The following is a 26,644-nucleotide window of genomic DNA, read 5'->3' on the forward strand; positions in this document are numbered from 1 at the left end:
AAAAAATAAATGAAAAAAAAGAAAATAAGGTTAATAATTATAACCCATTTCCAAACTTAATTGTTCCTGGCGTTTAATTTCATCCTCTTCCTTTTTCTTAATGTCTGCAAAAAATGAAATTATGTCCATATCATCACCATGGCGACGACCTTTGAACTCATCTATCTTAACAAGAGTAGGAACTTTGCTCATTAAACCTAAAACAATAGCTTCACCCACATTTAAGGAAGGAAGCTGATTAACCAGATCCTGTGATAGGCTTTCGCTTGCTGATTGGACATGCCTTTGGTCTTCAGGCTCGACAAGCCTTAAGATAATCATGTTATTCATTTGAGACAGTGCATCATGGTCAACTGTCTTTGGAGATTGACTTACTAAACACAAACCCAAACCGAACTTACGGCCTTCCCTTGCAACTCTTTGAATCCAACGTTTTGAGTCTGAATCACGTTTATTAGGAGCCAAAATATGTGCTTCTTCCAAAATAAAGAATACTGGAAAATCTAATGTATCAGTATCATTTCCATGGACTGCATTTTTTCTTTTTTGAAGAGAATTTCTCATGACATGACTTACCAAAACATTAGCGACAGATTCATCGCTTTGACTCAAATCCAATACATTTACATATCCTATTTTAATGTTGCTCAAAATGTTTCCGATATTATTGTCGAACAAGTTGGAATATTTTTCCATTGAATCATCGATTTTATTCATGACATCAACAATCTGTTTATCTGAGCCCTCTTCTTTAGATTCTACCTCCAGAATATCATAAATCAACTGCAAGAAATTATTAGTAGGTGCTGTACTATCCCTAACCTGATTTTTAGCAGCGTTAAATGCTTTTCGGAAGTGTCTTTCCTGAATGTAACCATTGCTTGGAATTTTTACTAACTTCTTGATTTCATTAAAAGACATGTATGTGGGATTTAATTTAGGCTTAATAACATTTATATCACCGTTCGAGAAATCCGCACCGACATATTCCCCATGCATATCAAATACAAATACCGGCACATCATATCCTAAAAGCTGGTCTATCAATACAGAAACAGTATTTGATTTTCCCGCACCAGTCATTGCCAAAATGGCCAAATGCCTTGATAGAATAGGATTTGCTTCAACATTAACATCAACATCACTTTGATTGACTAGAGAACCTAACTTTATAGGATTTTTAACCTTAAAGATTTCCTTTAAAATTTCATTATCAGCCAATTGAATTTCAGTTCCCGGAAGCACGGGAGTTCTAGGCAATCTTAAATTATCATTGACATCCCCAAGGATCTTAACCTTGCCACGAATATAATTGTCCTCAACACCAATTTTGGAAATTTTTTGAATAGCTTTAAAGTCATTAATATCAACATTTAAAGCGTCATTACCCCTTACTAAATTTTCAATCATTCCTAAAACTTTTTTTCCGTCATATTCTATTGTAACATATTCGCCGACTTTCGGCATTTTATCAGAGATAAAAGTAACTTCGGAAAGTGATGTTTCACCGACACAAATTCCAACTACCATATTCAAACCTCCTATAACATTTCCCTGTTGGTTGTTTCATAAATTTTAGCAATCTTCAATAGCTCTTTGATATTTCTATCCGTAATTACAACATCATTATGCGCTTTACTGAGCAGATATGGATAACCCTGAACTGACAAAACATTGATTTTTTCAACGATTTTGACAACTTCGCTTATGGATGCCTTGTAAGGCAATTCAACTTTCAATACATTTTTATTATCCTGAAGCCTTACGTAAAAGACTGTAAACTGCAACTGCTTGAAAAAGTCATTGAAATACGGAAAAGCTGCACTTTTATAAACGCGCCTATATTCTATTTTTGAAATTCCCTGTTTTTTATCCGTGAACTTATCCAGAATTGCAATATCCGGAATATTCCAATTGAACAAATCATTGTCGGAAGATGTTTTTGATATGGAAATTATCCTTTTTTTCTCTTGCAATAACTTATATAATAAAATTATCTTCTCTACAGATGCAAGATGAAGGTCAAAATCTTCCTTGTTTTCATATTTTTCATCAACACTGACATCAGCAAGTATTCTATCTTTTATTTGCGGAAATACGAATCCATATGGAGTAATATCCAATCTTCTTTCAAATTCATTTAGTAATGTTTCATCCAGATTATCCCTTATTTTGGATGGAAGCTCCACCCCTCTTGGATATGCATTTTCCAGATCCCCCAAAATGGATCCATCGAACATATAATAATCTACATCATATTCGTTAATTGCCCTTAGTGCACATTTCAATTCATAAATTGACATGTAATTGCTTAAAAGCTCATCTAAAAACGGAATATGGGCTATTTCGAAAATATCCGAATCATCAATTTTTTTGATATCACCATCATATATTATGGATTCAGCCCCAACAGCGCAGAAGTTAACAGTTAAGAATTTCTTTTTGTTGAAACTCCCGTCTCCGGCAGCAATAGAAAAATCATCAGTGCTTTCGCTGAAAACCCTATTAAACCAGTTATATTCCAGTTGAGATTCCAGATTGTTATCCGATTCAATTTCCTGAATATATCCTCTTTTAGCGATGGCTTTTTCATACAGTGAATTTAACATAATATTTCCTATGTTAATAAATTAATAAAAAAGTGTGGTAAGAGCAGTTGAAAACTACTCTAGTGAAGCTTTTTTAATAGCTCCAGTTATTTCTTGAATTTTAGCTTGAACATTTTCAACTTCTTCTACAACAGTACCTGTTACGATAATATCTCCACCGGCTTTTGCTGCCATATAAGCTGCCTTGCCGTCACGAATCCCTCCACCAACAACAAGAATATTTTTTGGAGCGGCTCTTTTGGAATAAGCAACCATTTCTGCAGGAATTGGTTCATCCACACCGGATCCTGCTTCAAGATAGAAAAATTTGATTCCGAACAGTTCTGCTGACATTGCATAAACGGCAGGTATTTTAGGCTTGTTTCTAGGCACCAAATTTGCGTCTCCAACCCATCCGACAGTTCCACCAGGTGCGACAACCATATAATGCATAGGCAAAATTTCCATTCCTGATGCTTTAACTGCAGGTGCGGCAATCGCCTGTGCGCCGTTAATCCAATGAGGATTTCTGGAGTTAACATAACTCATGTAAAAAATCGCATCAGCATACTTACTTACACTACTAGTATTTCCAGGGAAAATAATAATTGGAACTGCAATGTTTTCAGATAAGATTTTGCAGGTGTTGTCTACATCGTCACCATTAACGGTAGACCCTCCAATCATGATTCCATCGGTTCCACCTTCAATAGCCGAAGTAGCTATTTCAAGAGCTTCTTCAGGAGTTTGTTCATCAGGATCAATTAAAGTAAAGTGTAATTTCCTTGTTTTTAATATATCTCTAATATAATTTTCAACGTCTTTCATAAAAATACCTAAAATAAGTTTTATTGAAAATGATATATTAAATTAATTGTTTTAAAAAAAATATGAAAATAAAAAATAATAATAAAAAAAGTAAAGAGAATAAATCTATCCTCTTGGTTCTTTAGCTTTAAATCTTAAACCTTTGTAACCACATTTTCTGCAAGTAGTTGCACCAGCAGGGTTACGAGCATTACATTTTAAGCAGATTTTTACATTGAACATTCTGTTTTCTGCTTCTTCAAATCTTGCCATTAATAACTCCTCCTATAATCATGAAACCTGTAAATTAATTAAAATAACATGTTATGAAATAAAATGAGAAAAATTCACTTTTCATAACTATTAATAAATTATATTATCTTAATAGTATTTAAAGGTTTAGATAAAAACCCCCTAAATTAAAAAAAACATCGATTTTATTTTATAAAAAATTGACTTTCAATTTAATTGAAAATTAAAAAAAGATTAAAATTTTAATCTTGTGAATCAATGCCTTTTTCAGCTAAAAACTCATTTTGAACTTTGACAACATCCGCACTTGTATCAACTTCGGAATATCCTTCAAGCAGCTCATGGTTCAGCTCTAGAAAAGTATGGCCCCATTTAAAGCCGTTCAGAAGCTCGCGGGCCTCATCCTTAAAGCGAGTGATATATAAAGTGGCTGCAACAGCTTCAACAGTCGATAAAATGCAGGGCTTTCCATAATTGACAGGATTTGTAGCTATCAAAAATGGAAGCGATCTGTGATATTTGGATAAGGAAAAGAATTTTTTAGAACTTGAAACCTCATTCCATGAACAATCAAGCCCTACAATTCCCCTTCTTTTAACATATCTATAATCTTCATATGATACAGCCTTTTCAGCATACGGATTAAGAACAATAGCTCCGCCAGGTATTTTATTGATGTTATAGACCAATTTACATTTGCCCAGCCTCTCCATTTTAATGGAAGTGCATTTTTTTCTGTCGCATTCATCCGCATGAAAAACTGTAATGCGCATTTTTTCTAATCTCCCTGTAATGCAGAAGTATTGCCTGATTTTACCTGTTGAATAAGATTCAGTTGTTGTGCAAATTCAGATTCGGACAATCCAAATTCCTCATTAATCTTTGGAACATTGCTACTTTCTTTTAAGCTTAAACTTTTAAGCAACGGTTCAACATAGCTTATATAAGGTTCACCGAAGGTGTTTAATGTCACGTTCAAATCGGTTTCAGGACCGACAATCATATAAACCAAGTATCCCTGATTTTCACCTTGAGACTGACAGATAACAACATTAATTATATCTTCTGTATTATTTGCATGGTATGCCTGGGAGAAATAGATATTCCATTCATTACCATTGAATGTACGTTTCTCAGGGTTTTTAATTCCTTGCAGGTAATAAACATCCATCAGTGCAGAAGAATTATCTACTGTTGAAATATTATAAGTGATGTCATGTTGAGAATCTTCATATGACTGCATGAAATCGGAAGAGTTGTTTGCCAATTTGACATTTCCTGTGAATGTGCCTTCCATAAATGCATTGCTGAAAGGGGTTGTTGATCCATCAGCAGTCTTATTCAAAAATCCGGTGGATAACACAACACCTATAACCGCAATGATTGCAACAATAACCACTGCTATTATAATTAAATTTTTATTTTCCATTATGAAAACTCCATAATTTATTATAATAACTTTTAAGTAAATACTCTTTAATAAGTTTAATCAAAAAAGTATTTTTATTAAAAAGAATAAATTGGCTATTATATCAAAAATGCTCAATACAGGATATTATCAGTCCTAATAACTGTGGAAAATTAAGTGAATAAAACATTAAAGAGGGATATTATGGATAAAGTTCGTGGAATTTTAATTGGTAGAATGCAGCCCGTCCATAATGGACATATTCAAGTTATTAATAAAATTTTAGAGGAAGTAGATGAAATTATCATAGGTATTGGCAGTGCTCAATTAAGTCATGAGTTAAAAGATCCTTTTACAGCAGGTGAAAGAATCCTTATGATGAACCAGGCATTGGCCGAAAGCGATATAGACCCCAAAAGATATTACATTATCCCTATGGAAGATATAAATTTTAATGCCATTTGGCCTTCCCATGTTAAAATGATGACACCTCCATTTTCAATAGTTTATTCAGGAAATCCTTTAGTAAAGCAATTGTTTTGTGAAGAGGGCTTTGAAGTCAGACAGCCCCCACTTTATGACAGATTACATTTATCCGGAACAGAGGTTAGGCGCAGAATGCTTGAAGATGAAAATTGGCAGGAGCTGGTTCCAAAGGCAACAGCCGATTTGATTGCTGAGATAAATGGTGTTGAAAGATTAAAAAATCTATCCGTAAAAGAGGTTAGTGATATATAACAATAGTTATTTAATAAATGAAAGCATAATATTTATACGAGTGATAAAATGGTTGTACGTGTTATAGAAGCAAAAGAAGATAAAGTGACAACAGCAGATTTAATAGATGAACTAAAAAAAAGCAATAAAATAGACTATTCTGGTGCTATTTTTACTTTTGAAGGAATTGTACGTGGAAAAGAAGAAAACATGAACTTAAAAAAACTCATTCTCAGCACTCCAGATAAGGAAAAAACAAAATCAGAAATTGAAAAGATAGTCGAAAACGCTAAAATAAAATACAACGTTCATGAAATATCAGTTGTTCACTACATTGGCGAATTTTATACAGGAGACCTGCTGTTTTTGGTTGCGGTTTTAGGCGCTCACAGGGCAGAAACCCTTGACGCATTAAAAGAAGTGATTGAAACCGTAAAATATGAGGTTGAGTTTAAAAAAGAAGAGATCTCCGAAGAAGGTACAAAAACCATTCTTGCAGGAGGCTAAACCATGATAATGAATATTATCAGGTTAATAATATTGTTTTTAATAATATATGCTGTCATTAAAAATCTAAAAACACTTTTAAAGGCAGCAGTGATAATATTTGTAATATTGTTATTGTTAGGAATAGCAGGATTTTAATCCGCTTCCTAAACCTTTTGACAAATTTAATGATAGATTTTTTTAAATTGCTTATTTTCCAACAATTACTTCAGTTGATTTGATTAAAGCGACTACATCATCACCTTCAGCTAAACCTAACTTTTCAGCAGACTCTTTAGTGATAACAGCAGTGATAACTCCAGGTTCTGAAATTTCAATTTTAACATTAGCCATTACAGCACCAAGTTCAACATTTGTAATTTTTCCATTCAATTGATTTCTTGCACTAATATCCATTTTAATAACTCCTTTAAACAATTTATCTATTTTCCTATGATCACTTCAGTTGATTTGATGATAGCTGCTACGTCATCACCTTCAGCTAAACCTAACTTTTCAGCAGACTCTTTAGTAATTACAGCAGTAAGAACACTAGGTTCACTGATCTCAATTTTAATATTAGCCATTACAGCACCAAGTTCAACACCAGTAACTTTACCTTTTAATTGATTTCTTGCACTAAGTTTCATTTCGAAATCCTCCTTTATATAATATATTAATAATTATCCAATAAAAATGTATTTATTTTCCTACAATAACTTCGGTAGATTTTATGATAGCTGATACATCATCGCCTTCAGATAAACCTAATTTCTCAACAGACTCTTTAGTGATAACAGCAGTAATTACACCCGGTTCAGCAATCTCAATTTTAACATTAGCCATTACAGCACCAAGTTCAACACCAGTAACTTTACCATTCAATTGATTTCTTGCACTAAGTTTCATTTCGATTCCTCCCTTTTAATAAATCTATTTTCCTACAATAACTTCAGTTGATTTGATTAAAGCGACTACGTCATCACCTTCAGCTAACCCTAAGTTTTCGACAGACTCTTTAGTAATCACTGCTGTGATAACTCCAGGTTCAGCGATCTCAATTTTAACATTAGCCATTACAGCACCAAGTTCAACACCAGTAACTTTACCATTCAATTGATTTCTTGCACTAAGTTTCATTTTATATTCCTCCTTGATTTAAAATTTATTTTCCTACAATAACTTCAGTTGATTTGATGATAGCTGCTACTTCATCACCTTCAGCTAACCCTAAGTTTTCGGCAGATTCTTTGGTGATCACTGCAGTAATAACATTTGGTTCTGAAATTTCGATTTTAATATTAGCCATTACAGCACCAAGTTCAACATTTGTAATTTTTCCATTTAATTGATTTCTTGCACTAAGTTTCATTTTAATACCTCTTTGTGTTTTCACAATAATAAATTGTATCGAATTGTATATAAATGTTTCGGTTTTTTACAAATAAAGAATTTTTAAATCGATTACCTAAAATGCTACATATCGATATAATTTTAACAAGATGAAAAATAAAAAAATTAATAATAAAACTATAAATTAATTATAACTAACTAAAAATTTTAAAAAATAATAAAAAAAATAATTAAGTATCTTTTAATAATTTTGATAAATAATAATAAGTTATATTAAATTTTATCGAAATTCATAAAATACTATCGAAACAGTATCTTCCATTTCTAGAAAATTTTATTAAAAAAATATTACAGATTATGAAATATGAAAATCGAAATGGAATCAATAGGCACAATCCATACAGAATTTACAGAAATTGAGGGAATGCCTATTCAACCGACAGGTGCAAAAGGAATCAAGGGAACTATTGAAATCAAAGATGAATATGTTGACGGTCTAAAAGATCTGGAAGACTTCTCCCATATCCATATAATCTATTTGCTCCATAAAGTAGAAGGATATATGCTTGAAGTCAAACCTTTTATGGACAATGACACACATGGAGTATTTGCAACAAGATCTCCTAAACGACCGAACAGAATTGGAATGAGTGTTGTTAAAATTAATAAAGTTGAAGGAAACACCATACATGTTGAAAATATTGATGTATTGGATGGAACACCCCTTTTAGATATCAAACCTTACGTGCCTCAATTATATGAAGATACAATTGACGAGCTTAAAATCGGCTGGTTTGAAACTAAACATACAAAAGCCAAATCACAAAAATCAGACGATAGATTTAAATAGAAATCTATCCAATTACTTTTTTATCTGTTTGCAGCCCATTTTTTTGAAATTCAAAAGCAAGCTACTACTAAAAAACAATATTAAAAATAAAAAAAAGGAAAGTATTGAATGATTAACCCATTAAATACAATCATTTAAGTTTTAATCCGCCGCCCATCTTTTTAGATTAGGAAAAACTTCCTGCATCATTGCAGTTGCCTGCTTTTTATCGATATCAGGATGAAGTTCAACCATTTTGTCAATGCAGAAATTCATCATTTCATCCATGGACATATCGGAAGTGAATTCCCCATCCTTATAGCAATAAATGCAATAATCCTCATTTTTTGAGCCATCAGCATTAGTTCCATATAGTTCCTCGCCGGCTAATGGCATTGCGCATGACTGGCAGAATTTTTGGTCTTCAAAATTGTTAATGTTAACACCTTCCATTAGCTTACAAATTGTTAATGGCTGCGGTAATCAGTTGGATTGTTGATTCAATATCATCCATACTGCATACACTTACAGGAGTGTGGATATAACGGGTAGGAACAGATAAAACGCCAGTTGGAATTCCTTCACGGGTTAAATGAATTGCAGTTCCATCGGTTGTTCCCCCATCACTTACCTCCAACTGATAATCTATATCATTTTCATCCCCTGCTTTAATGAGCATGTCTTTTATTGATTGCTGAGTTAAAATGCCTCTTCCACTAGCATCGGCCAATATTATGGCAGGACCTTTGCCCATTACTACAGGCGCTTCTTCCGGTTTGATTCCAGGATGGTCTCCAGATAAAGTCACATCAAGCGCAATAGCTAAATCAGGGTTTAGCTTAAATGAAGAAGTTTTAGCTCCTTTAAGACCTACCTCTTCCTGAACGGTTCCAACACCATAAACTGTAGCTCTTGTATCGACTCTTTTTAAAACTTCCATCATCACATAACAGCCTACACGATTGTCAAGTGCCTTACCCATTATTAAATTGTTAGGATATTCCGCAAAGAGTGCATTGAAGGTCATCTTATCTCCTATTTTAACCATCTTTTCTGCATCTTCCTTGTCCTTTGCACCAATATCGATAAACATGTCTTCAGATTTAACAACCTTGTTTCTTTCTTCAGCTTTAGTGACATGAGGCGGTTTTGAACCAATTACTCCTACAACAGGCTCTCCCACAGAAGAGTGAATAGTTACAGTTTGGTTCATTAACATCTGATCGTTAATTCCACCAATATTTGAGAATTTAATAAAACCGTTATCATCAATGTATCTAACCATTAGGCCAATTTCATCCATATGAGCTGCAAGCATTACAGAAGGGGCTTTCTTTTCACCTTTTTTAGTGGCAATCAAGTTTCCCATGCTGTCCTTTTCAATTTTATCAGCTACATCTTCTAATTCACGTGTAATAATTTTAGCTATTTCCTCTTCAGAGCCGGATACTCCCGGTGCTAAAGAAAGCTCTTTCATTAATTCCATCGTATCACCAAATATTCTTTATTAATTTAATTATATTAAATAGTTTCTAAAATATGAAATTAAAAATTATGAATGGAAAAATAAGGTAAAGAAATATTCGAAATTTATAAGTTTGCTGATTGAATAATATATTAAATAGGTGAGAGAATGTCAAATATCATTAAAATTTTCTTCAGTCCATCGCAGACCACAAAAAAAGTTGTAGAACAAGTTGCAAGCAATTTCAAAAAAGAAGGCGAAACATACGATTTATTGAATTTTGACTCCGAAAAAGAGTTTTCACAGGATGATGTTGCAATTGTTGGAATGCCTATTTTTGCAGGAAGACTTCCAAAAAGCGGACGTGACAGATTAGCCAAATTAAAAGGAAACAATACAAAAGCAATAGCTATTGCAAACTATGGAAACGCACAGGTAAAAGACGCATTGCTTGAATTGGTAAACATTTTAAAAGAAAATAATTTTGATGTGATTGCAGCTGCAACAACAGTTAGCCACCACTCAATATTTGACGGCGTTGCAGTCGGAAGGCCCGACAGTGAAGATATCAAAAAAATCAATGAATTTGCCGAAAAGTGTCAGGAAAAAATAGAATCCGGAGAAAGCTTAACTTCAGAAATACCCGGAAATGAAGAATACACACCATACAAGCAGTTGCCTTTTATAATAAATTGTGATGAAGCAGTATGCTCATTCTGTTATGATTGTGTTTCAATCTGTCCTGAGAAGGCCATACCTGATGACGATCCAATAAACACTGATTTAGAGTCATGCAGCAGATGTACCGCATGCATCAGCATATGCTCTGAAGATGCTCGTAAATTTACAGGAGAGGCATTTGAAAGCAAAAAACCAGCCTTTGAACAAGCAAATAGCAAAAGAAAAGAACCGGAGTTTTATCTATAAACTCATTCTCTTTTTTGCCACATTTCTTACATATTCACTGTCATCATTAATAGAAATGTCTTTTAAAACCTTTTTACTGACAATATGCTTAACGGCAGCTTCACGAACCCTCCATTGGGGATCCTCTTTAGCCACTTTCGTTAAGAATTTCTGGTCTTTGACCCTGGAAACTGCCCTTACGGAAATTTTTTCAGAAATGCCCTGTTCATAAATTTTAATCAGACATTTTTCAATATTGATTTTATTTAATGCCTTTAATGAAAATTCTTCATCCCTATTGGCTAAAACAATTTTAATTAACGTTTCTAAATCATCAATATCATCCAAAGTGCTTTTCCTAATATTTTCCAACTGAGCCTCATTTAGAATCTTAATAAATGCCTTTTCATCAGTTATATGCTTCATTGCTTCACTGGCCGTATCCTCATGAGTCGAATTAATTACAATGTCCAAATAGTCACTTTCATCAACTAAATTAGGATTTTTGATAGCATGATTTCTGACAAACTGGTCTTCATCATTTAATGCAATGTTAACTAAATCTTTAGGATTTTTAAGGTTATTTACTGCAATTTGGCGAACAAATCTATCATCATCGGAATTAATAATCTTCAGCAATGTTTCTTCTTCCGTAATCTTTTTAACAGCCTCGCTTCTAACAATCTTATCGTCATCATTCAATGCAATGCGAGTAAGCAAATCCTCATCATCAATTTTAGAAACCAAATCTAAGCGAACATCAGACTTGTCGGAATTTAAAACAATATCCTTTAATATGTCTACGTCATCTATTTTTTCAAAAATAATTGACCTGATTTTTGCATTTTCTTCGCTTTTGGCAATCATGGCCAGTTTTTCGCTATCTGCAATTTTATTGATGGCGGCTATTTTAACCCCTTCATCCTTTTGACTGACTGCTACTTCCTGAAGAACATCCTCATCACTGAAAGCCTCTTTATTTATTGCTGCCTTTTTAACAAGATTATCATTTGCCTTGAAAACTAAATCCTGCAATACTTCCGGAGATTCTATTCTTTCAACAGCCTCATTTCTATATCTTTTATCCTCAGCATCGATTGCAATCCATTCAAGAGTTTCCTCATCTGCAATCTTATTGAAAATTTCATCCACATTGGGATTTTTCTTTGTATTTATTACAATTTCAGCAATGGACTTATTGTTTTCGCCTAGCCTCTCATATGCAAAACTCCTAACATCAAAAAACGGTGAATTTTCAGCTGCATCCCAAAGCAAATTTTCATCTTTAACCTTATTTATAGCTATTAAACGGATAGCCCTATCCTTTACAGTTTTAGACAAGTCCAAAGCCACATACTGATTTGTGATATTATTTGCTGCAACCGCCCTTTTATTTCTATCCTTATCAGTTGTAGCAATCTTTTTTAATAACAGCTGATCTTCTTCTATTTCCATATCTTTTGGAATGGATTTTGCCTCTTCTTTTTCTTTTTTCTTGAATCTGTCAAAAAGTCCCATTTTAATTTACATCCATATACATTTTCTCTAAAAAGGCTGCAAGCGAAACAATATCCTGCCTATTATGCTCGATTATAGGTACAATAGGTCCAATATTATTTTCAGACAAGTAAGTGTCATAATATCCCGGAATATACTGGCCCGGAACGTCATCGTGTCTTTCAATGCCAAAGAATTCTCTTTCAATTGTTTGAAGTTTGTAATTAGGAAGCTCATCCTTCCACAAATTTTTTGCAAAATGCATTAAGTCCAAGTGCGGCAAATCTAAATTGGCCTCTATTCTATTATATGTACATCTATTCTTAATAAATGGTACATCAAAACTTTTGCCATTAAAAGTAACATGAACTGAATCTTCATCCAAATGTGACAAATATGCGTCCAAAAGGGCATCCTCTTCTGTGTAATTCCTTAAAAAATATTGTGAGCATATTATATCCTTGCCCTTTATCTCTGCAACACCTATCAATATTACTGGAACATTGGACAGTCCTTTGGTTTCAATATCCATAAATTTAAAGTTTTCACAATCAGTAAGGCTTATGCATTTCAATAGATTGTCCCTGCATCCTTTTGAGTATTTATTCCGGTCAAGCAAATTCATTATTTCACAAAAAGGCATTTCATCAATTTCATCTAAAAATTTGGATGCAATATCCCCGTAGGCATCATGGCCTTTAAGGGATTCGATTGTGTCATAACCATTGTTTTTAAGGTTTTCCTCTTTTTTTATACCAATTTTCGGAAGCAACTTCAAATTATGGTTTATCTGATTTTTAAAATCGTTGTCCTCAATTTTAAAATCTATTTTTTCTGTTGTGGTGATTTTTAATGTATCTCCAAAATTTGTTGAAATTATTTCGGAGTTTTTAATATCCGTCAATTTTTTTCCTTCAAAATCCAACAGCAATCTTCTCTTCAAATCCTCAAAATATAATGGAGATTTCTCCCGAGCCCTTTGTTTTGCTTTTTCGGAAGGATTTCTAGAAGAAATTGAGTTTGCAAGTATTCTTTGATAATAATTTTCTTGATTTTCATTATACATATTTCAAGTTTATTTTAGTAAATTCCAGGATATATAATTTTTTAGTAAAGTATACTTGAATTTTAATAAAATATAAATAAGTTTATATACTTGAACAAATATAATAAATAATTGGCTACAACGTAGCCGGAGAGATAGATTAAACAGCCAAATTTTAAAATTCATTTCTCTAAAAGCTTGTAAAAACAAGTTGTTAGGTAGATAATTGCATAATTATTTACCTAACCATCCCAAAACTTTTTTTAAATTCAACTAAAAATTACCGCCTTAAATCAAGTTAGAAAAGTATTTAATATTTCTAAAACAAAAATAATATTAGTAATTTTTTAAGGTTTAAAATATGAATATGAAATTGGCCATTGTTTATGGAGTGTTGACTTGGGTTTTAATATATCTTCTTACAGAAGTTTTTTACCCCCTTTTTATAAATTTCATTCCAAATTTCAACATAGCCATTCCATTAATCATTATTATTGTAACAGGATTCTTTGGAATACTTTATATAAGAAATATTGAAGAAAATGAGGTTGTTGAAGGAATTCTGATTGGAATGGTTTTTATTATAATTGACATAATGCTTGATTACATAGTCTTTATTTTGCCACAACATACAAATATAATTGTTGAGAATTATTTTATTCATCTTATTTCAATGATTATAATAACTTTACTTATAACAACATTTTTAGGATACTTGGCTCAAATGAAAATTGATTTAAAATAATAAGGAGATATCAAAAATGATACCTAAATCACATCCCCGTTACGAATCATTACTATTAAGAGATAAAATTGTCAAAGCCGCTCAAAAAGGATACTTGGCTGATTCAGGAATGATTGCTCATGGCAGAGGAGAAGCTTTTGACTATCTGATTGGTGAAAAAACAACTTACCCTGCAAAAAGGGCAATGTATGTTGCTGTTGCCGCATTGCTCCTATCCAATAATCCAGTCATTTCTGTTAATGGAAATGCTACAGCCCTTGCAATTGATGAAATAATCGATTTAGCAAAAGCAATCAATGCCAAAATCGAAATCAACTTGTTTTATAGGACTGATGAGAGAGTAAGATTAATAACAAAACTATACAAGGACCATGGATATAAAGACATACTCGGATCATTGGATGATGACATGGAATATATTGATGACATCAAAAATAATAGGGCTTCAGCAAGCAAAAACGGAATTTATTCAGCCGATACCGTGCTGGTCCCACTCGAAGACGGAGACAGAGCAGAAATCCTAAAAAAATCCGGCAAAAAAATTATTACAATTGATTTAAATCCACTTTCAAGAACATCAAAAATGTCCGATATATCCATTATGGACAATATTGTAAGAGCGATTCCATTTATGACAAAAATCGCTGAAGACTTAAAGACTCAGGACAAGAAATTCTTAATCGATTTAGTCAATGAATTTGACAATGAAGAAAACCTAAAAGAATCATTACAACAGATTAAAATTAAAGAGGGAGAATAATGAGAATTATTGGAATTTCCGGAATGCCAGGATCCGGTAAAAGCATAGTTTCTGAAATGGCTATTGAAAAAGGAGCCATTATCGTCAGTATGGGAGATATCATTAGAGAAGAAGCTAAAAAAAGAGGAGAAACTACTGGCGAAACTGCAACCAATTTAAGAAAGGAATATGGAGAATATATCGTTTCTGAGCTAACAATTAAAAAAATTAAAAAACTTCAAGAAGAAGGAATAAAAAATTCCATTGTTGTTGAAGGCATTAGAAGCCATCATGAAGTAGAAATGTTTAAGGAAAGCTTTGAAGATTTCATTATAGTGTCCGTATTTGCAAATTCAAACTTACGTTTTAACAGACTAAAGGAAAGAATGAGAGAAGACGATTCCCAGGATTATGACGGATTTTTAGTACGAGATTTCAGGGAATTGGGCTTCGGTTTGGGTTATGTGATTGCACTTTCCGATAAGATACTCATTAACGAAAGCGATATAGAAAGCTTTAAAGAAAAAATAAATGAATTTTTTGAAGAAATTAATTTTTAATTATTTTTCTTCAAGAATCGCATCTTCAATAATATAAACGCCACTGTCAAGATGCCATTCCTTTTTATCTTTTAATATTTTAAGTCTCTTTTTAAATATTGGACCATCAACAGCTAATGTTTCGGCTTCACCGCCTTCAAAGGCAATGTTAACCTGATACTTTTCATTGATTTCAACAAGCTCATCGATAGCTTCATCATCAATGACCCTGCCTAGCCAGGATTCATCAAGACCCCATGCCGCAACACCTGAAATAATAACTTTAAAACCTAAAGAGACAATTTCCCTCATGTACTCCAGTTCATCGACATGCCAATAGGGAGATATGATTTTCAATCCGACTTGCGAACCTAATTTTTCAATCCTCGATTTTTGATAAACGGAATAAAGGGCTCCAGTATATATAGCTTCAACACCTAAACTTTTAAGGTTTTCAAATTCCCTTTTCAAATCTTGAAGTTCCTCTTCCTTAACTCCTTGAGTCACTGCGGAAATTATGGGAATATCAAGTGCCTCTGCAAGCAAATCGGTGATATGAATGTTTGGGACATGAAACATGTATGACTCATCATTGATGGATTTCATGGAAAGAAGATATTTCACATCCTCTTTCTCTTTTAAAGCATAGTACAGAGCCATAGTACTATCTTTTCCTCCGGAAAACAGAACAGCCACATTCATAAAATTACCGTTTGCGTTTAGTGTTTAAGAACTTTTTGAAACGTCTGTAATAAACAACGATAGAGTCGAAATAAATTCCCATTAAACCTACTGCAAGACCAACTGCGCCTGTAACTAAAACAAAGTAAGAACTGGAAAGCATTGATGCATTTGTAGAGTCTATACTGCTTTGAACAGGCCCTTCCATCCTACTTGGAACAATACCCCTATCAAGCAAGTTATCCTTAAATAAATCAATTGATGAAGAGGAAATAACCAGTTTTGCGTGAACCTGTGCATAATGCAGTGATCCGCCATAAACTAACTTATACCAATTTGAAAAAGATTTCAAAGCTTCAGTAGCTGAATAATTGTCCTCAAGTTCTATGGTAATGCTGCCGGAAGAATTTACTTTAAAATCCTTATAATGGGAATCTATGTTTCCAATAACGCTATTATAATAATTCATTTCCCTTTCGGAAAAACGCCACATCGGTATCGTAATGCTCTCTTCACTATAAGATTTAAAACCTTCGGTGCCTGATAGATTTCGGGACAGTTCCTTTAAATCAGTTGAGGAAGACAAATCCAAATATAATGTCTCGTCATTGTCTGGCATGTTCTTTTCAACTAGGCTCATGACTGAAGGCAGTTCCTGATAAATAGGTTCTAAAAAAAATGCCCCTCCAATAGATCCAATCAAAAAAGATACGAGAAGTACTAAAACAATTTCCTTTTTTGGCATGAATGTTCTGAGCATACCTATTGAAAAAACAAATACCATCATTATAATAAATAAAACGATATAAATTATTGAAATAATAATATCCATATATTCACAGCCATATAACTATTATACATAATATTTTAAATAACTACATTAAAATAACTTTTGCTAAAATTGACTATAAATCAACATTTTTTCGCTATTTATAGGCCATTCAACAACTATTGTATTTTCACCCTCATGAACATATATCGAAGATGATTTTAAATTAGACCTGCATGAAACCTTTAACATTTTGTTAGTGTCTTTTAGATTTAGATTTGAATATAAGCAATCCCCAGCAATATTTACCTTAAAAGATTTGGCCGTGTGGATGTTAACTGTTTGTTTTGATCCCTGGCCCTCTCCATACACATTGTTAATGGCTGAAGCTATTTTAGATAAATCAGACTTGACATTTATAGAATCATAAACATCAAATGCAGTTTCCATACTCTGATTTACCAGTGGCAGGGTAAAAACAATCAAGATTATTAAAGAGATTGAAAATATCAGCAAATACTCAAATGACACCTGACCGCGATTATCCCCAACCATCTAAATCACCAGAAAAACATTTTTTGTAAAAAGCATTATTATATCCCCATAGAAAATTGCAATCATCAGCCCCAAAAGGATTGAAGGAGTGAAAGGAAATGAAATCTTAACCGAAATCTGGTCTGAAATAAACCCCTGGTCAGATAAAATTTTTAATAGATACATCTCTTTGGCCGTTATCCCGCCGGCACTCTGAGACTTAAAATAAAATCGATAGTCCTCATCATCACTTCTATAGATTTTCAAATTGCCGTCAATCTCCATAATCAGCTCGCAAATGTAGTCATTGTTGAAATAATATTTATTGACAATAGCTCCCTCCTTTATATCCTTTACATAGATTAACCTGTTAAGTGTAGACTCTATTAAAATTTTAACGCTTGCTAAATTGAAAACATTAAATAACAAGTCCGAATTTTTTTTAAAAGCATTATTTTTAACTACCAGATACAAAACAAAAACGAGCAAAAATGGAAATGAAACCAGAACGCTGTTAATCACAACGCTGAATGAAAACGGATAAATGGACAATTGAGGAAAAATATTCAAAAAGCCTATATTGAAGCCAAATGGTATTACTGAAGCAATCCCAGTGAATAGCTTAACATCACCCCCTCCCCAAATATTCAATTGCCACATCAAATAAGTTATAGTATATGTGATGCTTATTGAAATAATTGAAGATAAAATGAATTTAACGTTAGATGAAAACCATGCCAAAACAACGTTAGAAATCAGCCCGAAAAATAAAAGACTATATGTTAACCAGTTCGGAACAATACCCTTCCTAACATCAAAAATTGTGGCTAAAATACAAAATAGAATTGTAATTATTATTTGAAACAAAAATATAAGACCATAATTCATGATAATAATCTTATAGGAACTATAATATTAATTAGATAGAAAATAAACTCGTAAAATTGATTTTATAATATAAAATTATATAAAAAAAGAAAAAATTAATTTTTAGAATACTCATAAATAGCTTCTAAAAATGATTTGAATAATGGATGAGGCCTATTAGGTCTAGATTTAAATTCAGGATGGAATTGACAACCTATAGCCCATGGATGATTTGGCAATTCAATAATTTCAACTAAAAAGTCATCAGGACTGGTACCGGAAATTATTAAACCTTTATTCTGCAAATCTTCTCTATAATCGTTGTTGAATTCATATCTGTGCCTGTGGCGCTCTTCAATGTCCAATTCACCATATGCCTCATGGGTTTTAGTACCTTCAATGATTTTACAATCATAAGATCCCAAACGCATGGTTCCGCCCATATTTTTGATTTTCTTTTGTTCCTCCATCATATCGATAACAGGGAACTCCAAATTGTCGTCAAATTCTGAGCTGTTTGCATTAGGATATCCGTTTTTCCTTGCAAATTGAGTAACCATGGACTGCATTCCGAGACATATTCCGAATAAAGGCACATTATTCTCCATCGCATAATCGATTGCATCCAATTTGCCCTCAAATCCTCTTTCACCAAATCCGCCAGGGATCAAAATTCCGTCAAAGTCCTTAAGGTCATTTTCATCCAATGATTCAACATCGGAACTTAAGAATTTGATGTTGGCCTTTACGCCAATGCTGGCAGCCGCATGAAGCAATGATTCGCGAATACTGATATAGGAATCTTCAAGCTCAACGTATTTTCCTACAATACCTATTGTAACTTGAGGGTCTGTAATTCTAAGAGAATCTACAATTTCTCTCCATTCATCCAATTTAGAAGAATCCGGCTCAATATCCAAACCTATTCTATTAACAATCAACGAACCAATATTTTTTTCTTCCAAAACCAAAGGCACTTCATAAATTGTTCCAGCATCCGGAGTATTTACTACTGCCTTGAAGTCCACATCACAAAAGTGAGCCACTTTTGCCAAAAGAGCATCATCAATGTGAACTTGAGATCTACACACAATAACATCAGGATTTATACCGACACTTCTCAATTCCTTTGTAGAGTGCTGGGTTGGTTTGGTTTTGAATTCTCCAGCTGCATTTAGGTAGGGAATAAATGTAACATGGACAAACATAACATTTTCACGGCCTTCCTCATTTCTGAGCTGCCTTAATGCTTCAAGGAAAGGTTGACTTTCAATATCTCCAACTGTACCACCAAGTTCTACTAAAACCACATCATAATCAGAGCTTTCGGAATTTTCTCTAATCATTTCCTTGATTCTATTTGTAATATGTGGAATTACTTGAACACATTCTCCCAAGTATCCTCCTTCTCTTTCCTTGGCGATTACAGATTCATAAACTTTACCGGTAGTAATATTAGCTATTCCATCAAGTTCAACATCTAAAAATCTTTCGTAGTGACCAAGGTCCAAATCAGTTTCCATACCATCATGAGTTACAAACACCTCTCCATGCTGATATGGATTGAGTGTACCTGAATCCCAGTTCAAATAAGGGTCTATTTTAATAGCTGAAACTTTCAAGCCGTATGACCTTAAAATTCTTCCCATAGATGCAGAGGTAATACCCTTACCTATGGAACTAACTACCCCACCAGTTATAATAATATATTTTGTCAGATAAATCCTCTCCTTGTTGAGTTAAATACATTTATAATTTTAGTTTTTTATGATATATAAAAATTTAATTAAACTTATAAAAAAAAGGAAAAATTAGTTACCTACTATTTTTCCAATGATACAGTTTATTTGAAATAGACCTTCCGGTTTCATTAAACTGATACTGTCCGCTATCACCATAACTTGCAAAATGGGATTCCGGTGAAAACTCAAAGCAGGAATCCCCCGGACCTTCTGTAGGATAACCTTTTCTGCAAATCATACCATGGGAAGCTCCATAAGGACTTACAGACCAGAATGTACAGTTTAAACAAATTTCATCCCCATTGTTTATCATTGAGTCATAATCCACTTCTTCAAATCCAAATGATTCATTATCACCATATGAATCATCACTGCAGTCTAAATCTGAATCATCCATAAACTGCATGCATTCATCGCAATAATTATCTTCATCAAGCTCATTTCCGCAATTAGGACATCTCACAATATCACCCTAAATCAATGTTTTAATGAATTCCTTACTATATTTATCACAGAATTCCCAGGTATGTTCCCCTTCATCGCCAATGAAAGTGGCATCAATATTTTTACTATTTAAAAACCTATAGAAATCTGCATTTTTTTCAAACAGAAAATCGTCAATGCCACAGGCCATAAAAATATCCGGAATATCCTCGCAGTTTTCAATCAATGCTTTCGGATCCATATCAGAACCTTTCAGTTTGTTTAAATCCCCGAAGATAGATTCATAAAATTGTCTTGAGCGCAGGACATTGGTGTCATCTGTGTAGTTTATAATCTCATCAGTTATCAATGCGGCTGAAATCATTCCTATTTTGGAGAAATTTTGTGAGTATTTCAAACCGTTTCGAATGGCTCCATATCCCCCCATGGAAAAGCCTGCAATAAATGTGTCTTCCCTCTTATGAGATAACGGGAATATGTTTCTTGTAATGTCAAGAAGTTCCTGGCCAACATACTCGCCATAATAGGCATGAGCCTGTTCGTTGTCAACATAAAAACTGTTTTCACCGCACGGTATCACAATGGCTATCCCATTGTCCTCAGCAAATTTCTGAATTGAAGTGTTTGCCAGGAAAATGTCATCGCTGCCGTACAAACCATGAAGCAGATATAATGTCTTGTAAGGCTGCGGAACGATTTCCTCTGTGTCCTGCAGGAAATGAATATTGTCCGCCGGCAAAATTACACTTATTGTTGTTCTTCTCTGTAAGCTTTTACACTTTATATCTCCCCTAAACAATACCATCTAAACACCTATGTCCATAAATCAGTGATGAAAAGCGGACTGGCATCATCAGCCTTTTCAAATCCGCAATTTTCGTAAAATCCAACTTCCTCATCGTATCCTACGACGACTATTCTTAGATAATCCCTGTAAATATCTTTAACCTTATTAACTAAATGCTTTCCTATTCCCCTGTCCTGGTATTCAGGCCTCACAAGCAAATAATGAACGTATGCAGTCATGATTCCATCATCCATTGCACAAATCATGCCCACCAATTTGTCCCCATCCCATGCGGAGATTACGGTTTCAAAGTTTCTCATAGCTATTTGAAGCTTGTCCGGAAAATGTCCTGAAGACCATTCAACAGATAAAAACAGATCTTTTAAATCCTCTTTTTCAAATTCATGAATCTCTTTATATACAATTTCTGTCACTAAACCACCCTATATTCCGTCCATTTGTTTGAGAAATATCTGTAAACATAAATTCCCGCTCGCACATACCAATCTATAAACATAGCTATCCAGGTTCCAAATACTCCGATTCCCATCCAATCTGCAATAACATAGGATAATCCTATTCTACATATAAACATTACCGCAAGGCTAATATACATTACTGACTTTGAATCTCCCGCACCTCTGAATGTTGAAGGCAGGGTAAATGATATTGGCCAAATTATGATTGCAAAAATACCATGCCAGATTACCATTTCAGTTGTCATTGCAGCAGTTTGAGCAGATAAATTATAAATTCCCAATATAAACGGCAATCCTGCAAAAATCAGCAGATTTATGAAAATGTGCGAAACGATTACAATAATCAGACATTTCTTGTTATAATATCTTGCCTGTTCATAGTCATTAGCACCGACACATCTTGAAATGACCGCAGTCAATCCCAGATTAATTGCAAAACCGGGTAAAACTGAAAATATTCCAATGGCGTATCCTACTGAATTTGCAGCTATCGCCATTGTTCCGAATGTTGAAACCAGACTTAAAACCAACACTCTTCCCAATTGGAACAGTCCATTTTCCACACCATATGGAATGCCAACCTGCAATACCTTTTTAAGGATTTTAATGTCAAATTTGTGTTTTAAGGTTCTTTTGATATGCAATTTATAATCTTCATCAACAACAAAGTATAAAATCAAAATTGCAGATAATGCCCTTGATATTACTGTCGGAATAGCTACTCCACGCACGTCCCAACCCAAATAATAAATGCAAATGGCATTACCAATAACATTTAAGACATCACATACAAGCAAGATATTCATCGGCAGTGATGCATTATTGGTTGTTCTGAAAATGGCTGCTCCTGCATTGTAAATTGCCAAAAATGGAATTGACAATGCAACAATATATAAATATATCTCGGCATTTGCCCAAACGTCCGCTTCAATCTGGCCAAACAAAAGCCCGATTAAAACTTGCCTTAAGATAATTACCGCAATCATCAAGACTGTAGACAAAATTGTGGAAAACCATACAAGTTGCGTTGCGGAGTTCTGCGCTTTGTCAACCTGATTGTCACCTAAGTATTGGCCCGCTACAACGGCACCCCCTGTTGCCAAAGCGGAAAACGAGAAAATGACAAGCTGAATTAAAAAATCAACTAAAGAAACTCCCGAAATGGCCGCTTCACCTAGAGATGCAACCATTATGGAGTCGGCTAGGCCGACACAGAATTCCAAAGCATATTCTATTAAAAGAGGAATAAATAAAGCAAGTAATGCTCTATTTGAATAAATATAACCTTCAGGAGTTTTGAATATATTCATAATTTATCTAATGAAGTTTGTACGTGCTTTAGGCTCTTCTTCCAAAGTCAGTCCACTTTCAACACCAGCTTCAATGCATTTCAAGAAAAATGCCATATTGCGGCCCAATTGCCTCATTGTGGATAAGCCTTCTTCATCCTGAAGCACTTCTTCCGGAGTGTTTCCATGAACCATATTCCAATAGTAAGATGAAATGATTGGCATGCAGGAGATTCCCAGGTATTTAATCAATTGGTCATAAGTTGAGGTTGTGCCCGCACGTCTTGCAGAGCATACTACTGCCCCAGGCTTGTTTTTGAATGCATTTGCACCGTCACCATGGGAGTTTGAGTAAAATGCCCTATCCAAGAATGAAACCATTGACCCGTTTGCACCAGCATAATATACCGGTGAGCCGAATACAAATCCATCCGCATCATATGCCTTTTTGACAAACTCGTTTACGACATCATTGTCAAATGTGCATTGGCCTTTTTCACCGCATTTCATACAGGCAATGCAGCCGGTAATAGGTTTTGTCTTAATCCAGAATATTTCTGTTTCAATATCATTTTCATTCAAAGTCTTTGCAACTTCACTTAAAGCAGTATAGGTACAACCCTCTTTGTGAGGGCTGCCGTTAACCAATATAACTTTCATTTTAATAATCTCCATCAATTAATCTTTGAACCAGGAAATGACCTTTTTTAAATTCAAGTGAACCCTTTTTAACACCTTCCTCATCAAAGGATTCGCATTCATCACCTTCACGTGCAGAATCATAAATAACAAGAGGCACATCATCACGGGTATGTGTTCCGACACTGATTGGGGTCGGATGGTCCGGCAAAATTGCCGCCCTGAAGTCTTCACCTTCCAAACTTTCAATTATAGGCCCGACAATAAACTCGTCGATTCTTTCAATGGCCTTTACTTTCTCTTCGATATTTTGGGCATGTCCCGCTTCATCAGGAGCTTCTATATGAATCAACAATAAATCTGTCTCTTTTAAGGCTTCAATTCCATATTCGCCTTTTTTTTTGTAATCAGTATCAAAGTATGCAGTTGCTCCAGGCACGTTTACAATGTTCATACCTGCGAAGTTTCCAATCCCCCTAAGCAAGTCAACACCTGTGATTACTGAAGCGGTTATTCCGTAAGTTTCTTCAAAGTTAGGCAATTTAGGTGTTACGCCTTGACTCCATAGCCATACCATATTTGCAGGTATATCTCTTTTTTGATTAACTTCAGCATCTTTAAGGTACTCTTTTGACTCAAACATGATTTGTTGGATTTCTCTAGCCAGTTCACAGTCTCCAAATAAATTATCAACTAGCTTTTCACCAACCATGTCATGAGGAGGGACTGTTCTGATGCTAGATAAGACCTTTGCCTCCTCTACACTGTCACAGGAGTAGATAAATAAATGCCTATAGCTTACTCCAGTATAGAACTTACCCTTAAAATCAGGATATTTTTCTGCAAAATAATCGTTTAATCCTTTCAACAATTCATCAGCTTCTTCAGTTGAAATATGGCCTGCATTAAAGTCATCCATTTCACCATTTTCACTGTATATTGTATTGCATCTGAATATCACATCACAGGGAGTTGTTGGAATTCCTTCACTGCCCGCTTCAAGAGGTCCTCGACCGGTATAGTAACAGGCGGGATTGAATCCGAAAATGCTCATATTTGCCACATCAGAACCTGGATCATATTGCTCCGGAACATTGTTTGTAAATCCTCCAAAACCACCTTTGGCAAGTTTGTCAATGTTTGGAGTTTTTGCCGCCATCAAAGGAGTTTTTCCATCCAATTCATCTAAAGGGTAATCGCTTGACCCGTCAGGGATAAAAATTACGTATTTCATGTTATCAAAAAAAGTAAAAAAAAAAATAATTAATTAGTTTTTGTTTTTCAAAATACTAATTAAGTCAGTCAACATCGCAGAAGCGGTTTCAAGTGAACCTGCTCCAAGTCCTATTACAGATACCTCATCAGCCAAGTCAGTTTTGACTGTAGCCATGTTTAAGGTTCCGCTTACGTCATAGGAACTTCCCCTTTTAACCAAACGAGGGGATACCTGTAAGTTTTCAGGAGATACTTCAGCTATCAATTTGATTAGATAATCATCTTTTTTAGCCAGTTCAATAGCTTGTGCATTTATATTTGAAATGCCCTCTACCTTAACGTCACTGTAAGTCGCATCAATTCCCAAAAGTGAATTGGCTAAAATTACAGTTTTACAGGCCGCATCAATACCTTCGACATCCTGGGTTGGATCAGTTTCAGCTATTCCAAGCTCCTGTGATTCCTTTAAAATGACTTCATAGTCGGAACCTTCAGAGGTCATTCTTGATAGGATGTAATTTGTAGTACCGTTCAGGATACCTTTAATTGACTTGATTTCACATGATGCCAATGTATCCCTTGTGAAATTAATAATCGGCATTGAACCGCCGACACTGGCTTCATATTTAAATTCAACTCCTGCCTTTTCGGCAGCTCCAACAACTTCCTTGAATTTGAGTGCCAAGTGTCCTTTATTTGATGTCACAACATCTTTACCCTGTTCAAATGCCTTGAGTGTTAATGACAATGCAGGTTCTGCATCTTTAATATTTGTAGGAGTTGCTTCTATAAGACAATCATATTCAACAGCATCCAAAACATCCAAACCATTAGTATCGCATCCGAATTCAGGATAAGCGGATAATTTTCCTTCATTCTTTTTAGTTTCAACAAGTAGTTTCTCATCCAATCCATCCTGTGATATTGCAGATGTAGATGAGTCGGCAGCTGCAACTACTTTAACAGCCACTCCGGTTTTATCTTTAATTAAATCTTTCTTCATGGAAATTGCATTGGCTACACCTTGACCTACTGAACCAAATCCCATGATAATGACTTTGCATTCATCCATAATAATCACTTAAACTTCATTAATAACTAATAACTCTTTTTCTTCGGCAATTTCTGCAATTCTATCAAATACAGCTTTCTTCAAACCAACATCAGCTTCAATATTAATCAGTGCAGTAGACTTTTCTTCACCATTCAATTTAATATCGAATGCCACTATTACAACACCGTCAAGCGCATTGATTCTATCCATGGTGTCCCTTAAATCCTGATCGACAATATGGCCGAATAAAATAGTAGTTATCTTTTCTTTTTTGACAACACCATCCATTTCAATAATGGTGAATCCTAACTCTTCAAACTTATTAACTATATTTTTAAGGTCTTCATGTTCTCCTTCCAAAGTAAGTTGAACTGGAACCCTACCATCATCATTTTTATAGTCCCTTTTGTGGATAATAGTTACTAAATTGACACCAATAGTACTGATTGGTTCCAATACTTTAACTAATTGTCCAGGAGCATCTAAAAGTTCTAGAACTAAGTTAATTCTCATATAAATCACTCTTAATTAGTCCATTCTGCAATTTTAACTTTGAGATTTCCATCTTTATCAATATTAGCATTTCTCAATATTTTTTCCGGATTTTTCTCATGAGATTCATCTTCACGGGTTAAATTTAAATTATCGGTAATATACCAGGTTTCATCTGAATCCGGAATATCTTCCAAGATTTTTGAGAATTTTTCTATAATTTCTTCGGCATCTTTTTCGATTGTCATAAATTAAACTCCTTAAATATTAATTAAT

37 protein-coding genes are annotated in these 26,644 nt (G+C 34.1%); 8 read left to right on the top strand and 29 right to left on the bottom strand.

Going from position 1 to position 26,644, the window contains the following annotated elements:
* Positions 1-30: 30 nt before the first annotated feature.
* The 6 genes from IJI93_RS02790 to IJI93_RS02815 all read right to left on the bottom strand — a co-directional run bounded on the left by IJI93_RS02790 (position 31) and on the right by IJI93_RS02815 (position 5,076).
* Positions 31-1,530, bottom strand: coding sequence for an ATP-binding protein (locus IJI93_RS02790; RefSeq protein ID WP_292819612.1), 1,500 nt, complete (start codon positions 1,528-1,530; stop codon positions 31-33).
* Positions 1,531-1,541: 11 nt separating this feature from the next.
* Positions 1,542-2,609, bottom strand: a complete 1,068-nt coding sequence (locus IJI93_RS02795) for a DNA double-strand break repair nuclease NurA (protein ID WP_292819615.1) — start codon at positions 2,607-2,609, stop codon at positions 1,542-1,544.
* Positions 2,610-2,663: 54 nt separating this feature from the next.
* The gene (locus tag IJI93_RS02800; RefSeq protein ID WP_292819617.1) at positions 2,664-3,416 is read right to left on the bottom strand and encodes a geranylgeranylglyceryl/heptaprenylglyceryl phosphate synthase; all 753 of its coding nucleotides are present in this window, start codon (positions 3,414-3,416) and stop codon (positions 2,664-2,666) included.
* A 105-nt stretch (positions 3,417-3,521) separates the two neighbouring features.
* Positions 3,522-3,668: a 50S ribosomal protein L40e gene (locus tag IJI93_RS02805; protein ID WP_048812436.1), complete on the bottom strand. Its 147-nt coding sequence runs from the start codon at positions 3,666-3,668 to the stop codon at positions 3,522-3,524.
* 221 nt (positions 3,669-3,889) lie between these two features.
* Positions 3,890-4,420, bottom strand: coding sequence for a DUF367 family protein (locus IJI93_RS02810; protein ID WP_292819620.1), 531 nt, complete (start codon positions 4,418-4,420; stop codon positions 3,890-3,892).
* Positions 4,421-4,425: 5 nt separating this feature from the next.
* Entirely contained in the window at positions 4,426-5,076 is a 651-nt protein-coding gene (locus IJI93_RS02815; RefSeq protein WP_292819623.1) for a hypothetical protein, read from the bottom strand.
* 183 nt (positions 5,077-5,259) lie between these two features.
* Here IJI93_RS02815 and IJI93_RS02820 point away from each other — a divergent pair, with 183 nt between their 5' ends.
* From IJI93_RS02820 to IJI93_RS02830, 3 genes are read left to right on the top strand one after another with little or no spacing between them, the layout of a single operon-like run.
* Positions 5,260-5,793 (top strand): nicotinamide-nucleotide adenylyltransferase, encoded by a 534-nt coding sequence (locus tag IJI93_RS02820; protein WP_292819626.1) that lies wholly within the window; start codon positions 5,260-5,262, stop codon positions 5,791-5,793.
* Between the two features lie 48 nt (positions 5,794-5,841).
* Positions 5,842-6,279, top strand: a complete 438-nt coding sequence (locus tag IJI93_RS02825) for a molybdenum cofactor biosynthesis protein MoaE (protein WP_292819629.1) — start codon at positions 5,842-5,844, stop codon at positions 6,277-6,279.
* Positions 6,280-6,282: 3 nt separating this feature from the next.
* Positions 6,283-6,417 carry a hypothetical protein gene (locus IJI93_RS02830; protein WP_292819632.1) on the top strand — a complete coding sequence of 45 codons (135 nt, stop codon included), beginning with the start codon at positions 6,283-6,285 and terminating at the stop codon, positions 6,415-6,417.
* Between the two features lie 51 nt (positions 6,418-6,468).
* On the opposite strand, the gene IJI93_RS02835 is transcribed toward IJI93_RS02830, so the two are convergent.
* From IJI93_RS02835 to IJI93_RS02855, 5 genes are read right to left on the bottom strand one after another with little or no spacing between them, the layout of a single operon-like run.
* Entirely contained in the window at positions 6,469-6,675 is a 207-nt protein-coding gene (locus tag IJI93_RS02835; protein WP_292819636.1) for a molybdopterin-binding protein, read from the bottom strand.
* A gap of 26 nt (positions 6,676-6,701) precedes the next feature.
* Positions 6,702-6,908: a molybdopterin-binding protein gene (locus tag IJI93_RS02840; RefSeq protein ID WP_292819638.1), complete on the bottom strand. Its 207-nt coding sequence runs from the start codon at positions 6,906-6,908 to the stop codon at positions 6,702-6,704.
* Positions 6,909-6,960: 52 nt separating this feature from the next.
* The gene (locus tag IJI93_RS02845; protein ID WP_292819641.1) at positions 6,961-7,167 is read right to left on the bottom strand and encodes a molybdopterin-binding protein; all 207 of its coding nucleotides are present in this window, start codon (positions 7,165-7,167) and stop codon (positions 6,961-6,963) included.
* A gap of 24 nt (positions 7,168-7,191) precedes the next feature.
* Positions 7,192-7,398, bottom strand: a complete 207-nt coding sequence (locus IJI93_RS02850; protein WP_292819644.1) for a molybdopterin-binding protein — start codon at positions 7,396-7,398, stop codon at positions 7,192-7,194.
* 25 nt (positions 7,399-7,423) lie between these two features.
* Positions 7,424-7,630, bottom strand: a complete 207-nt coding sequence (locus IJI93_RS02855; protein WP_292819896.1) for a molybdopterin-binding protein — start codon at positions 7,628-7,630, stop codon at positions 7,424-7,426.
* 345 nt (positions 7,631-7,975) lie between these two features.
* Between IJI93_RS02855 and tsaA the strand changes: the two genes are divergently transcribed.
* Complete coding sequence (gene tsaA, locus IJI93_RS02860; RefSeq protein ID WP_292819647.1) at positions 7,976-8,461, top strand: tRNA (N6-threonylcarbamoyladenosine(37)-N6)-methyltransferase TrmO; 486 nt, start codon at positions 7,976-7,978, stop codon at positions 8,459-8,461.
* Positions 8,462-8,602: 141 nt separating this feature from the next.
* Here tsaA and IJI93_RS02865 read toward each other — a convergent pair whose 3' ends face one another.
* Together IJI93_RS02865 and IJI93_RS02870 are read right to left on the bottom strand one after the other, a co-directional pair.
* A complete protein-coding gene (locus IJI93_RS02865; protein ID WP_292819650.1) occupies positions 8,603-8,893 on the bottom strand; it encodes a zinc ribbon domain-containing protein in 291 nt (96 codons plus the stop codon).
* Between the two features lie 4 nt (positions 8,894-8,897).
* The gene (locus IJI93_RS02870) at positions 8,898-9,926 is read right to left on the bottom strand and encodes a M42 family metallopeptidase (RefSeq protein ID WP_292819653.1); all 1,029 of its coding nucleotides are present in this window, start codon (positions 9,924-9,926) and stop codon (positions 8,898-8,900) included.
* A gap of 147 nt (positions 9,927-10,073) precedes the next feature.
* Here IJI93_RS02870 and IJI93_RS02875 point away from each other — a divergent pair, with 147 nt between their 5' ends.
* Entirely contained in the window at positions 10,074-10,832 is a 759-nt protein-coding gene (locus IJI93_RS02875; RefSeq protein ID WP_292819657.1) for a ferredoxin, read from the top strand.
* On the opposite strand, the gene IJI93_RS02880 is transcribed toward IJI93_RS02875, so the two are convergent.
* Positions 10,827-12,329, bottom strand: coding sequence for a HEAT repeat domain-containing protein (locus IJI93_RS02880; RefSeq protein ID WP_292819660.1), 1,503 nt, complete (start codon positions 12,327-12,329; stop codon positions 10,827-10,829). The genes IJI93_RS02875 and IJI93_RS02880 overlap by 6 nt on opposite strands.
* A 1-nt stretch (position 12,330) precedes the next feature.
* A complete protein-coding gene (locus tag IJI93_RS02885) occupies positions 12,331-13,374 on the bottom strand; it encodes a ribonuclease H-like domain-containing protein (protein ID WP_292819663.1) in 1,044 nt (347 codons plus the stop codon).
* A 370-nt stretch (positions 13,375-13,744) separates the two neighbouring features.
* Here IJI93_RS02885 and IJI93_RS02890 point away from each other — a divergent pair, with 370 nt between their 5' ends.
* Genes IJI93_RS02890 through IJI93_RS02900 form a run of 3 tightly spaced genes read left to right on the top strand, consistent with a single transcriptional unit; the run spans position 13,745 to position 15,397 of the window.
* Complete coding sequence (locus IJI93_RS02890; protein WP_292819899.1) at positions 13,745-14,098, top strand: hypothetical protein; 354 nt, start codon at positions 13,745-13,747, stop codon at positions 14,096-14,098.
* A 16-nt stretch (positions 14,099-14,114) separates the two neighbouring features.
* Complete coding sequence (locus IJI93_RS02895) at positions 14,115-14,858, top strand: 4-phosphopantoate--beta-alanine ligase (protein WP_292819666.1); 744 nt, start codon at positions 14,115-14,117, stop codon at positions 14,856-14,858.
* Positions 14,858-15,397: a nucleoside monophosphate kinase gene (locus IJI93_RS02900; protein WP_292819669.1), complete on the top strand. Its 540-nt coding sequence runs from the start codon at positions 14,858-14,860 to the stop codon at positions 15,395-15,397. Before IJI93_RS02895 ends, IJI93_RS02900 begins: the two co-directional genes overlap by 1 nt.
* On the opposite strand, the gene IJI93_RS02905 is transcribed toward IJI93_RS02900, so the two are convergent.
* The 14 genes from IJI93_RS02905 to gatC form a co-directional block, all read right to left on the bottom strand.
* A complete protein-coding gene (locus IJI93_RS02905; RefSeq protein WP_292819671.1) occupies positions 15,398-16,078 on the bottom strand; it encodes a TIGR00289 family protein in 681 nt (226 codons plus the stop codon). It abuts the gene before it with no gap.
* 4 nt (positions 16,079-16,082) lie between these two features.
* Entirely contained in the window at positions 16,083-16,889 is an 807-nt protein-coding gene (locus IJI93_RS02910) for a hypothetical protein (protein WP_292819674.1), read from the bottom strand.
* A 63-nt stretch (positions 16,890-16,952) separates the two neighbouring features.
* Entirely contained in the window at positions 16,953-17,381 is a 429-nt protein-coding gene (locus tag IJI93_RS02915; protein WP_292819677.1) for a class III signal peptide-containing protein, read from the bottom strand.
* Positions 17,382-18,227, bottom strand: a complete 846-nt coding sequence (locus IJI93_RS02920; protein WP_292819680.1) for a prepilin peptidase — start codon at positions 18,225-18,227, stop codon at positions 17,382-17,384.
* Positions 18,228-18,343: 116 nt separating this feature from the next.
* Positions 18,344-19,945, bottom strand: a complete 1,602-nt coding sequence (locus IJI93_RS02925) for a CTP synthase (protein WP_292819902.1) — start codon at positions 19,943-19,945, stop codon at positions 18,344-18,346.
* Positions 19,946-20,042: 97 nt separating this feature from the next.
* Positions 20,043-20,432 (bottom strand): hypothetical protein, encoded by a 390-nt coding sequence (locus IJI93_RS02930; protein ID WP_292819683.1) that lies wholly within the window; start codon positions 20,430-20,432, stop codon positions 20,043-20,045.
* Between the two features lie 9 nt (positions 20,433-20,441).
* Positions 20,442-21,218, bottom strand: coding sequence for an alpha/beta hydrolase family protein (locus IJI93_RS02935; protein ID WP_292819687.1), 777 nt, complete (start codon positions 21,216-21,218; stop codon positions 20,442-20,444).
* Between the two features lie 8 nt (positions 21,219-21,226).
* Positions 21,227-21,634 carry a GNAT family N-acetyltransferase gene (locus tag IJI93_RS02940; protein ID WP_292819690.1) on the bottom strand — a complete coding sequence of 136 codons (408 nt, stop codon included), beginning with the start codon at positions 21,632-21,634 and terminating at the stop codon, positions 21,227-21,229.
* Complete coding sequence (locus IJI93_RS02945) at positions 21,634-22,989, bottom strand: MATE family efflux transporter (protein WP_292819693.1); 1,356 nt, start codon at positions 22,987-22,989, stop codon at positions 21,634-21,636. The genes IJI93_RS02940 and IJI93_RS02945 overlap by 1 nt, the downstream gene beginning before the upstream one ends.
* 3 nt (positions 22,990-22,992) lie before the next feature.
* Positions 22,993-23,628, bottom strand: coding sequence for a flavodoxin family protein (locus IJI93_RS02950; RefSeq protein ID WP_292819696.1), 636 nt, complete (start codon positions 23,626-23,628; stop codon positions 22,993-22,995).
* Between the two features lies 1 nt (position 23,629).
* Positions 23,630-24,841 carry a cofactor-independent phosphoglycerate mutase gene (locus IJI93_RS02955; RefSeq protein WP_292819699.1) on the bottom strand — a complete coding sequence of 404 codons (1,212 nt, stop codon included), beginning with the start codon at positions 24,839-24,841 and terminating at the stop codon, positions 23,630-23,632.
* 33 nt (positions 24,842-24,874) lie between these two features.
* Entirely contained in the window at positions 24,875-25,894 is a 1,020-nt protein-coding gene (locus IJI93_RS02960; protein WP_292819702.1) for a homoserine dehydrogenase, read from the bottom strand.
* Positions 25,895-25,903: 9 nt separating this feature from the next.
* Entirely contained in the window at positions 25,904-26,389 is a 486-nt protein-coding gene (locus IJI93_RS02965) for an amino acid-binding protein (protein WP_292819705.1), read from the bottom strand.
* Positions 26,390-26,400: 11 nt separating this feature from the next.
* Complete coding sequence (gene gatC, locus IJI93_RS02970; protein WP_292819707.1) at positions 26,401-26,616, bottom strand: Asp-tRNA(Asn) amidotransferase subunit GatC; 216 nt, start codon at positions 26,614-26,616, stop codon at positions 26,401-26,403.
* Positions 26,617-26,644 lie beyond the last annotated feature (28 nt).

Origin of the sequence: Methanobrevibacter sp. (assembly GCF_017431965.1) — an archaeon.
GTDB lineage: Archaea > Methanobacteriota > Methanobacteria > Methanobacteriales > Methanobacteriaceae > Methanocatella.

Excerpts from the sequence above, each read along its gene's own strand:
- IJI93_RS02790 (WP_292819612.1), bottom strand. The coding sequence starts at position 1,530 with ATGGTAGTTGGAATTTGTGTCGGTGAAACATCACTTTCCGAAGTTACT.
- IJI93_RS02795 (WP_292819615.1), bottom strand. The coding sequence starts at position 2,609 with ATGTTAAATTCACTGTATGAAAAAGCCATCGCTAAAAGAGGATATATT.
- IJI93_RS02800 (WP_292819617.1), bottom strand. The coding sequence starts at position 3,416 with ATGAAAGACGTTGAAAATTATATTAGAGATATATTAAAAACAAGGAAA.
- IJI93_RS02805 (WP_048812436.1), bottom strand. The coding sequence starts at position 3,668 with ATGGCAAGATTTGAAGAAGCAGAAAACAGAATGTTCAATGTAAAAATC.
- IJI93_RS02810 (WP_292819620.1), bottom strand. The coding sequence starts at position 4,420 with ATGCGCATTACAGTTTTTCATGCGGATGAATGCGACAGAAAAAAATGC.
- IJI93_RS02815 (WP_292819623.1), bottom strand. The coding sequence starts at position 5,076 with ATGGAAAATAAAAATTTAATTATAATAGCAGTGGTTATTGTTGCAATC.
- IJI93_RS02820 (WP_292819626.1), top strand. The coding sequence starts at position 5,260 with ATGGATAAAGTTCGTGGAATTTTAATTGGTAGAATGCAGCCCGTCCAT.
- IJI93_RS02825 (WP_292819629.1), top strand. The coding sequence starts at position 5,842 with ATGGTTGTACGTGTTATAGAAGCAAAAGAAGATAAAGTGACAACAGCA.
- IJI93_RS02830 (WP_292819632.1), top strand. The coding sequence starts at position 6,283 with ATGATAATGAATATTATCAGGTTAATAATATTGTTTTTAATAATATAT.
- IJI93_RS02835 (WP_292819636.1), bottom strand. The coding sequence starts at position 6,675 with ATGGATATTAGTGCAAGAAATCAATTGAATGGAAAAATTACAAATGTT.
- IJI93_RS02840 (WP_292819638.1), bottom strand. The coding sequence starts at position 6,908 with ATGAAACTTAGTGCAAGAAATCAATTAAAAGGTAAAGTTACTGGTGTT.
- IJI93_RS02845 (WP_292819641.1), bottom strand. The coding sequence starts at position 7,167 with ATGAAACTTAGTGCAAGAAATCAATTGAATGGTAAAGTTACTGGTGTT.
- IJI93_RS02850 (WP_292819644.1), bottom strand. The coding sequence starts at position 7,398 with ATGAAACTTAGTGCAAGAAATCAATTGAATGGTAAAGTTACTGGTGTT.
- IJI93_RS02855 (WP_292819896.1), bottom strand. The coding sequence starts at position 7,630 with ATGAAACTTAGTGCAAGAAATCAATTAAATGGAAAAATTACAAATGTT.
- tsaA (WP_292819647.1), top strand. The coding sequence starts at position 7,976 with ATGAAAATCGAAATGGAATCAATAGGCACAATCCATACAGAATTTACA.
- IJI93_RS02865 (WP_292819650.1), bottom strand. The coding sequence starts at position 8,893 with ATGGAAGGTGTTAACATTAACAATTTTGAAGACCAAAAATTCTGCCAG.
- IJI93_RS02870 (WP_292819653.1), bottom strand. The coding sequence starts at position 9,926 with ATGGAATTAATGAAAGAGCTTTCTTTAGCACCGGGAGTATCCGGCTCT.
- IJI93_RS02875 (WP_292819657.1), top strand. The coding sequence starts at position 10,074 with ATGTCAAATATCATTAAAATTTTCTTCAGTCCATCGCAGACCACAAAA.
- IJI93_RS02880 (WP_292819660.1), bottom strand. The coding sequence starts at position 12,329 with ATGGGACTTTTTGACAGATTCAAGAAAAAAGAAAAAGAAGAGGCAAAA.
- IJI93_RS02885 (WP_292819663.1), bottom strand. The coding sequence starts at position 13,374 with ATGTATAATGAAAATCAAGAAAATTATTATCAAAGAATACTTGCAAAC.
- IJI93_RS02895 (WP_292819666.1), top strand. The coding sequence starts at position 14,115 with ATGATACCTAAATCACATCCCCGTTACGAATCATTACTATTAAGAGAT.
- IJI93_RS02900 (WP_292819669.1), top strand. The coding sequence starts at position 14,858 with ATGAGAATTATTGGAATTTCCGGAATGCCAGGATCCGGTAAAAGCATA.
- IJI93_RS02905 (WP_292819671.1), bottom strand. The coding sequence starts at position 16,078 with ATGAATGTGGCTGTTCTGTTTTCCGGAGGAAAAGATAGTACTATGGCT.
- IJI93_RS02910 (WP_292819674.1), bottom strand. The coding sequence starts at position 16,889 with ATGGATATTATTATTTCAATAATTTATATCGTTTTATTTATTATAATG.
- IJI93_RS02915 (WP_292819677.1), bottom strand. The coding sequence starts at position 17,381 with ATGGTTGGGGATAATCGCGGTCAGGTGTCATTTGAGTATTTGCTGATA.
- IJI93_RS02935 (WP_292819687.1), bottom strand. The coding sequence starts at position 21,218 with ATGGTATTGTTTAGGGGAGATATAAAGTGTAAAAGCTTACAGAGAAGA.
- IJI93_RS02945 (WP_292819693.1), bottom strand. The coding sequence starts at position 22,989 with ATGAATATATTCAAAACTCCTGAAGGTTATATTTATTCAAATAGAGCA.
- IJI93_RS02950 (WP_292819696.1), bottom strand. The coding sequence starts at position 23,628 with ATGAAAGTTATATTGGTTAACGGCAGCCCTCACAAAGAGGGTTGTACC.
- IJI93_RS02955 (WP_292819699.1), bottom strand. The coding sequence starts at position 24,841 with ATGAAATACGTAATTTTTATCCCTGACGGGTCAAGCGATTACCCTTTA.
- IJI93_RS02960 (WP_292819702.1), bottom strand. The coding sequence starts at position 25,894 with ATGGATGAATGCAAAGTCATTATCATGGGATTTGGTTCAGTAGGTCAA.
- IJI93_RS02965 (WP_292819705.1), bottom strand. The coding sequence starts at position 26,389 with ATGAGAATTAACTTAGTTCTAGAACTTTTAGATGCTCCTGGACAATTA.
- gatC (WP_292819707.1), bottom strand. The coding sequence starts at position 26,616 with ATGACAATCGAAAAAGATGCCGAAGAAATTATAGAAAAATTCTCAAAA.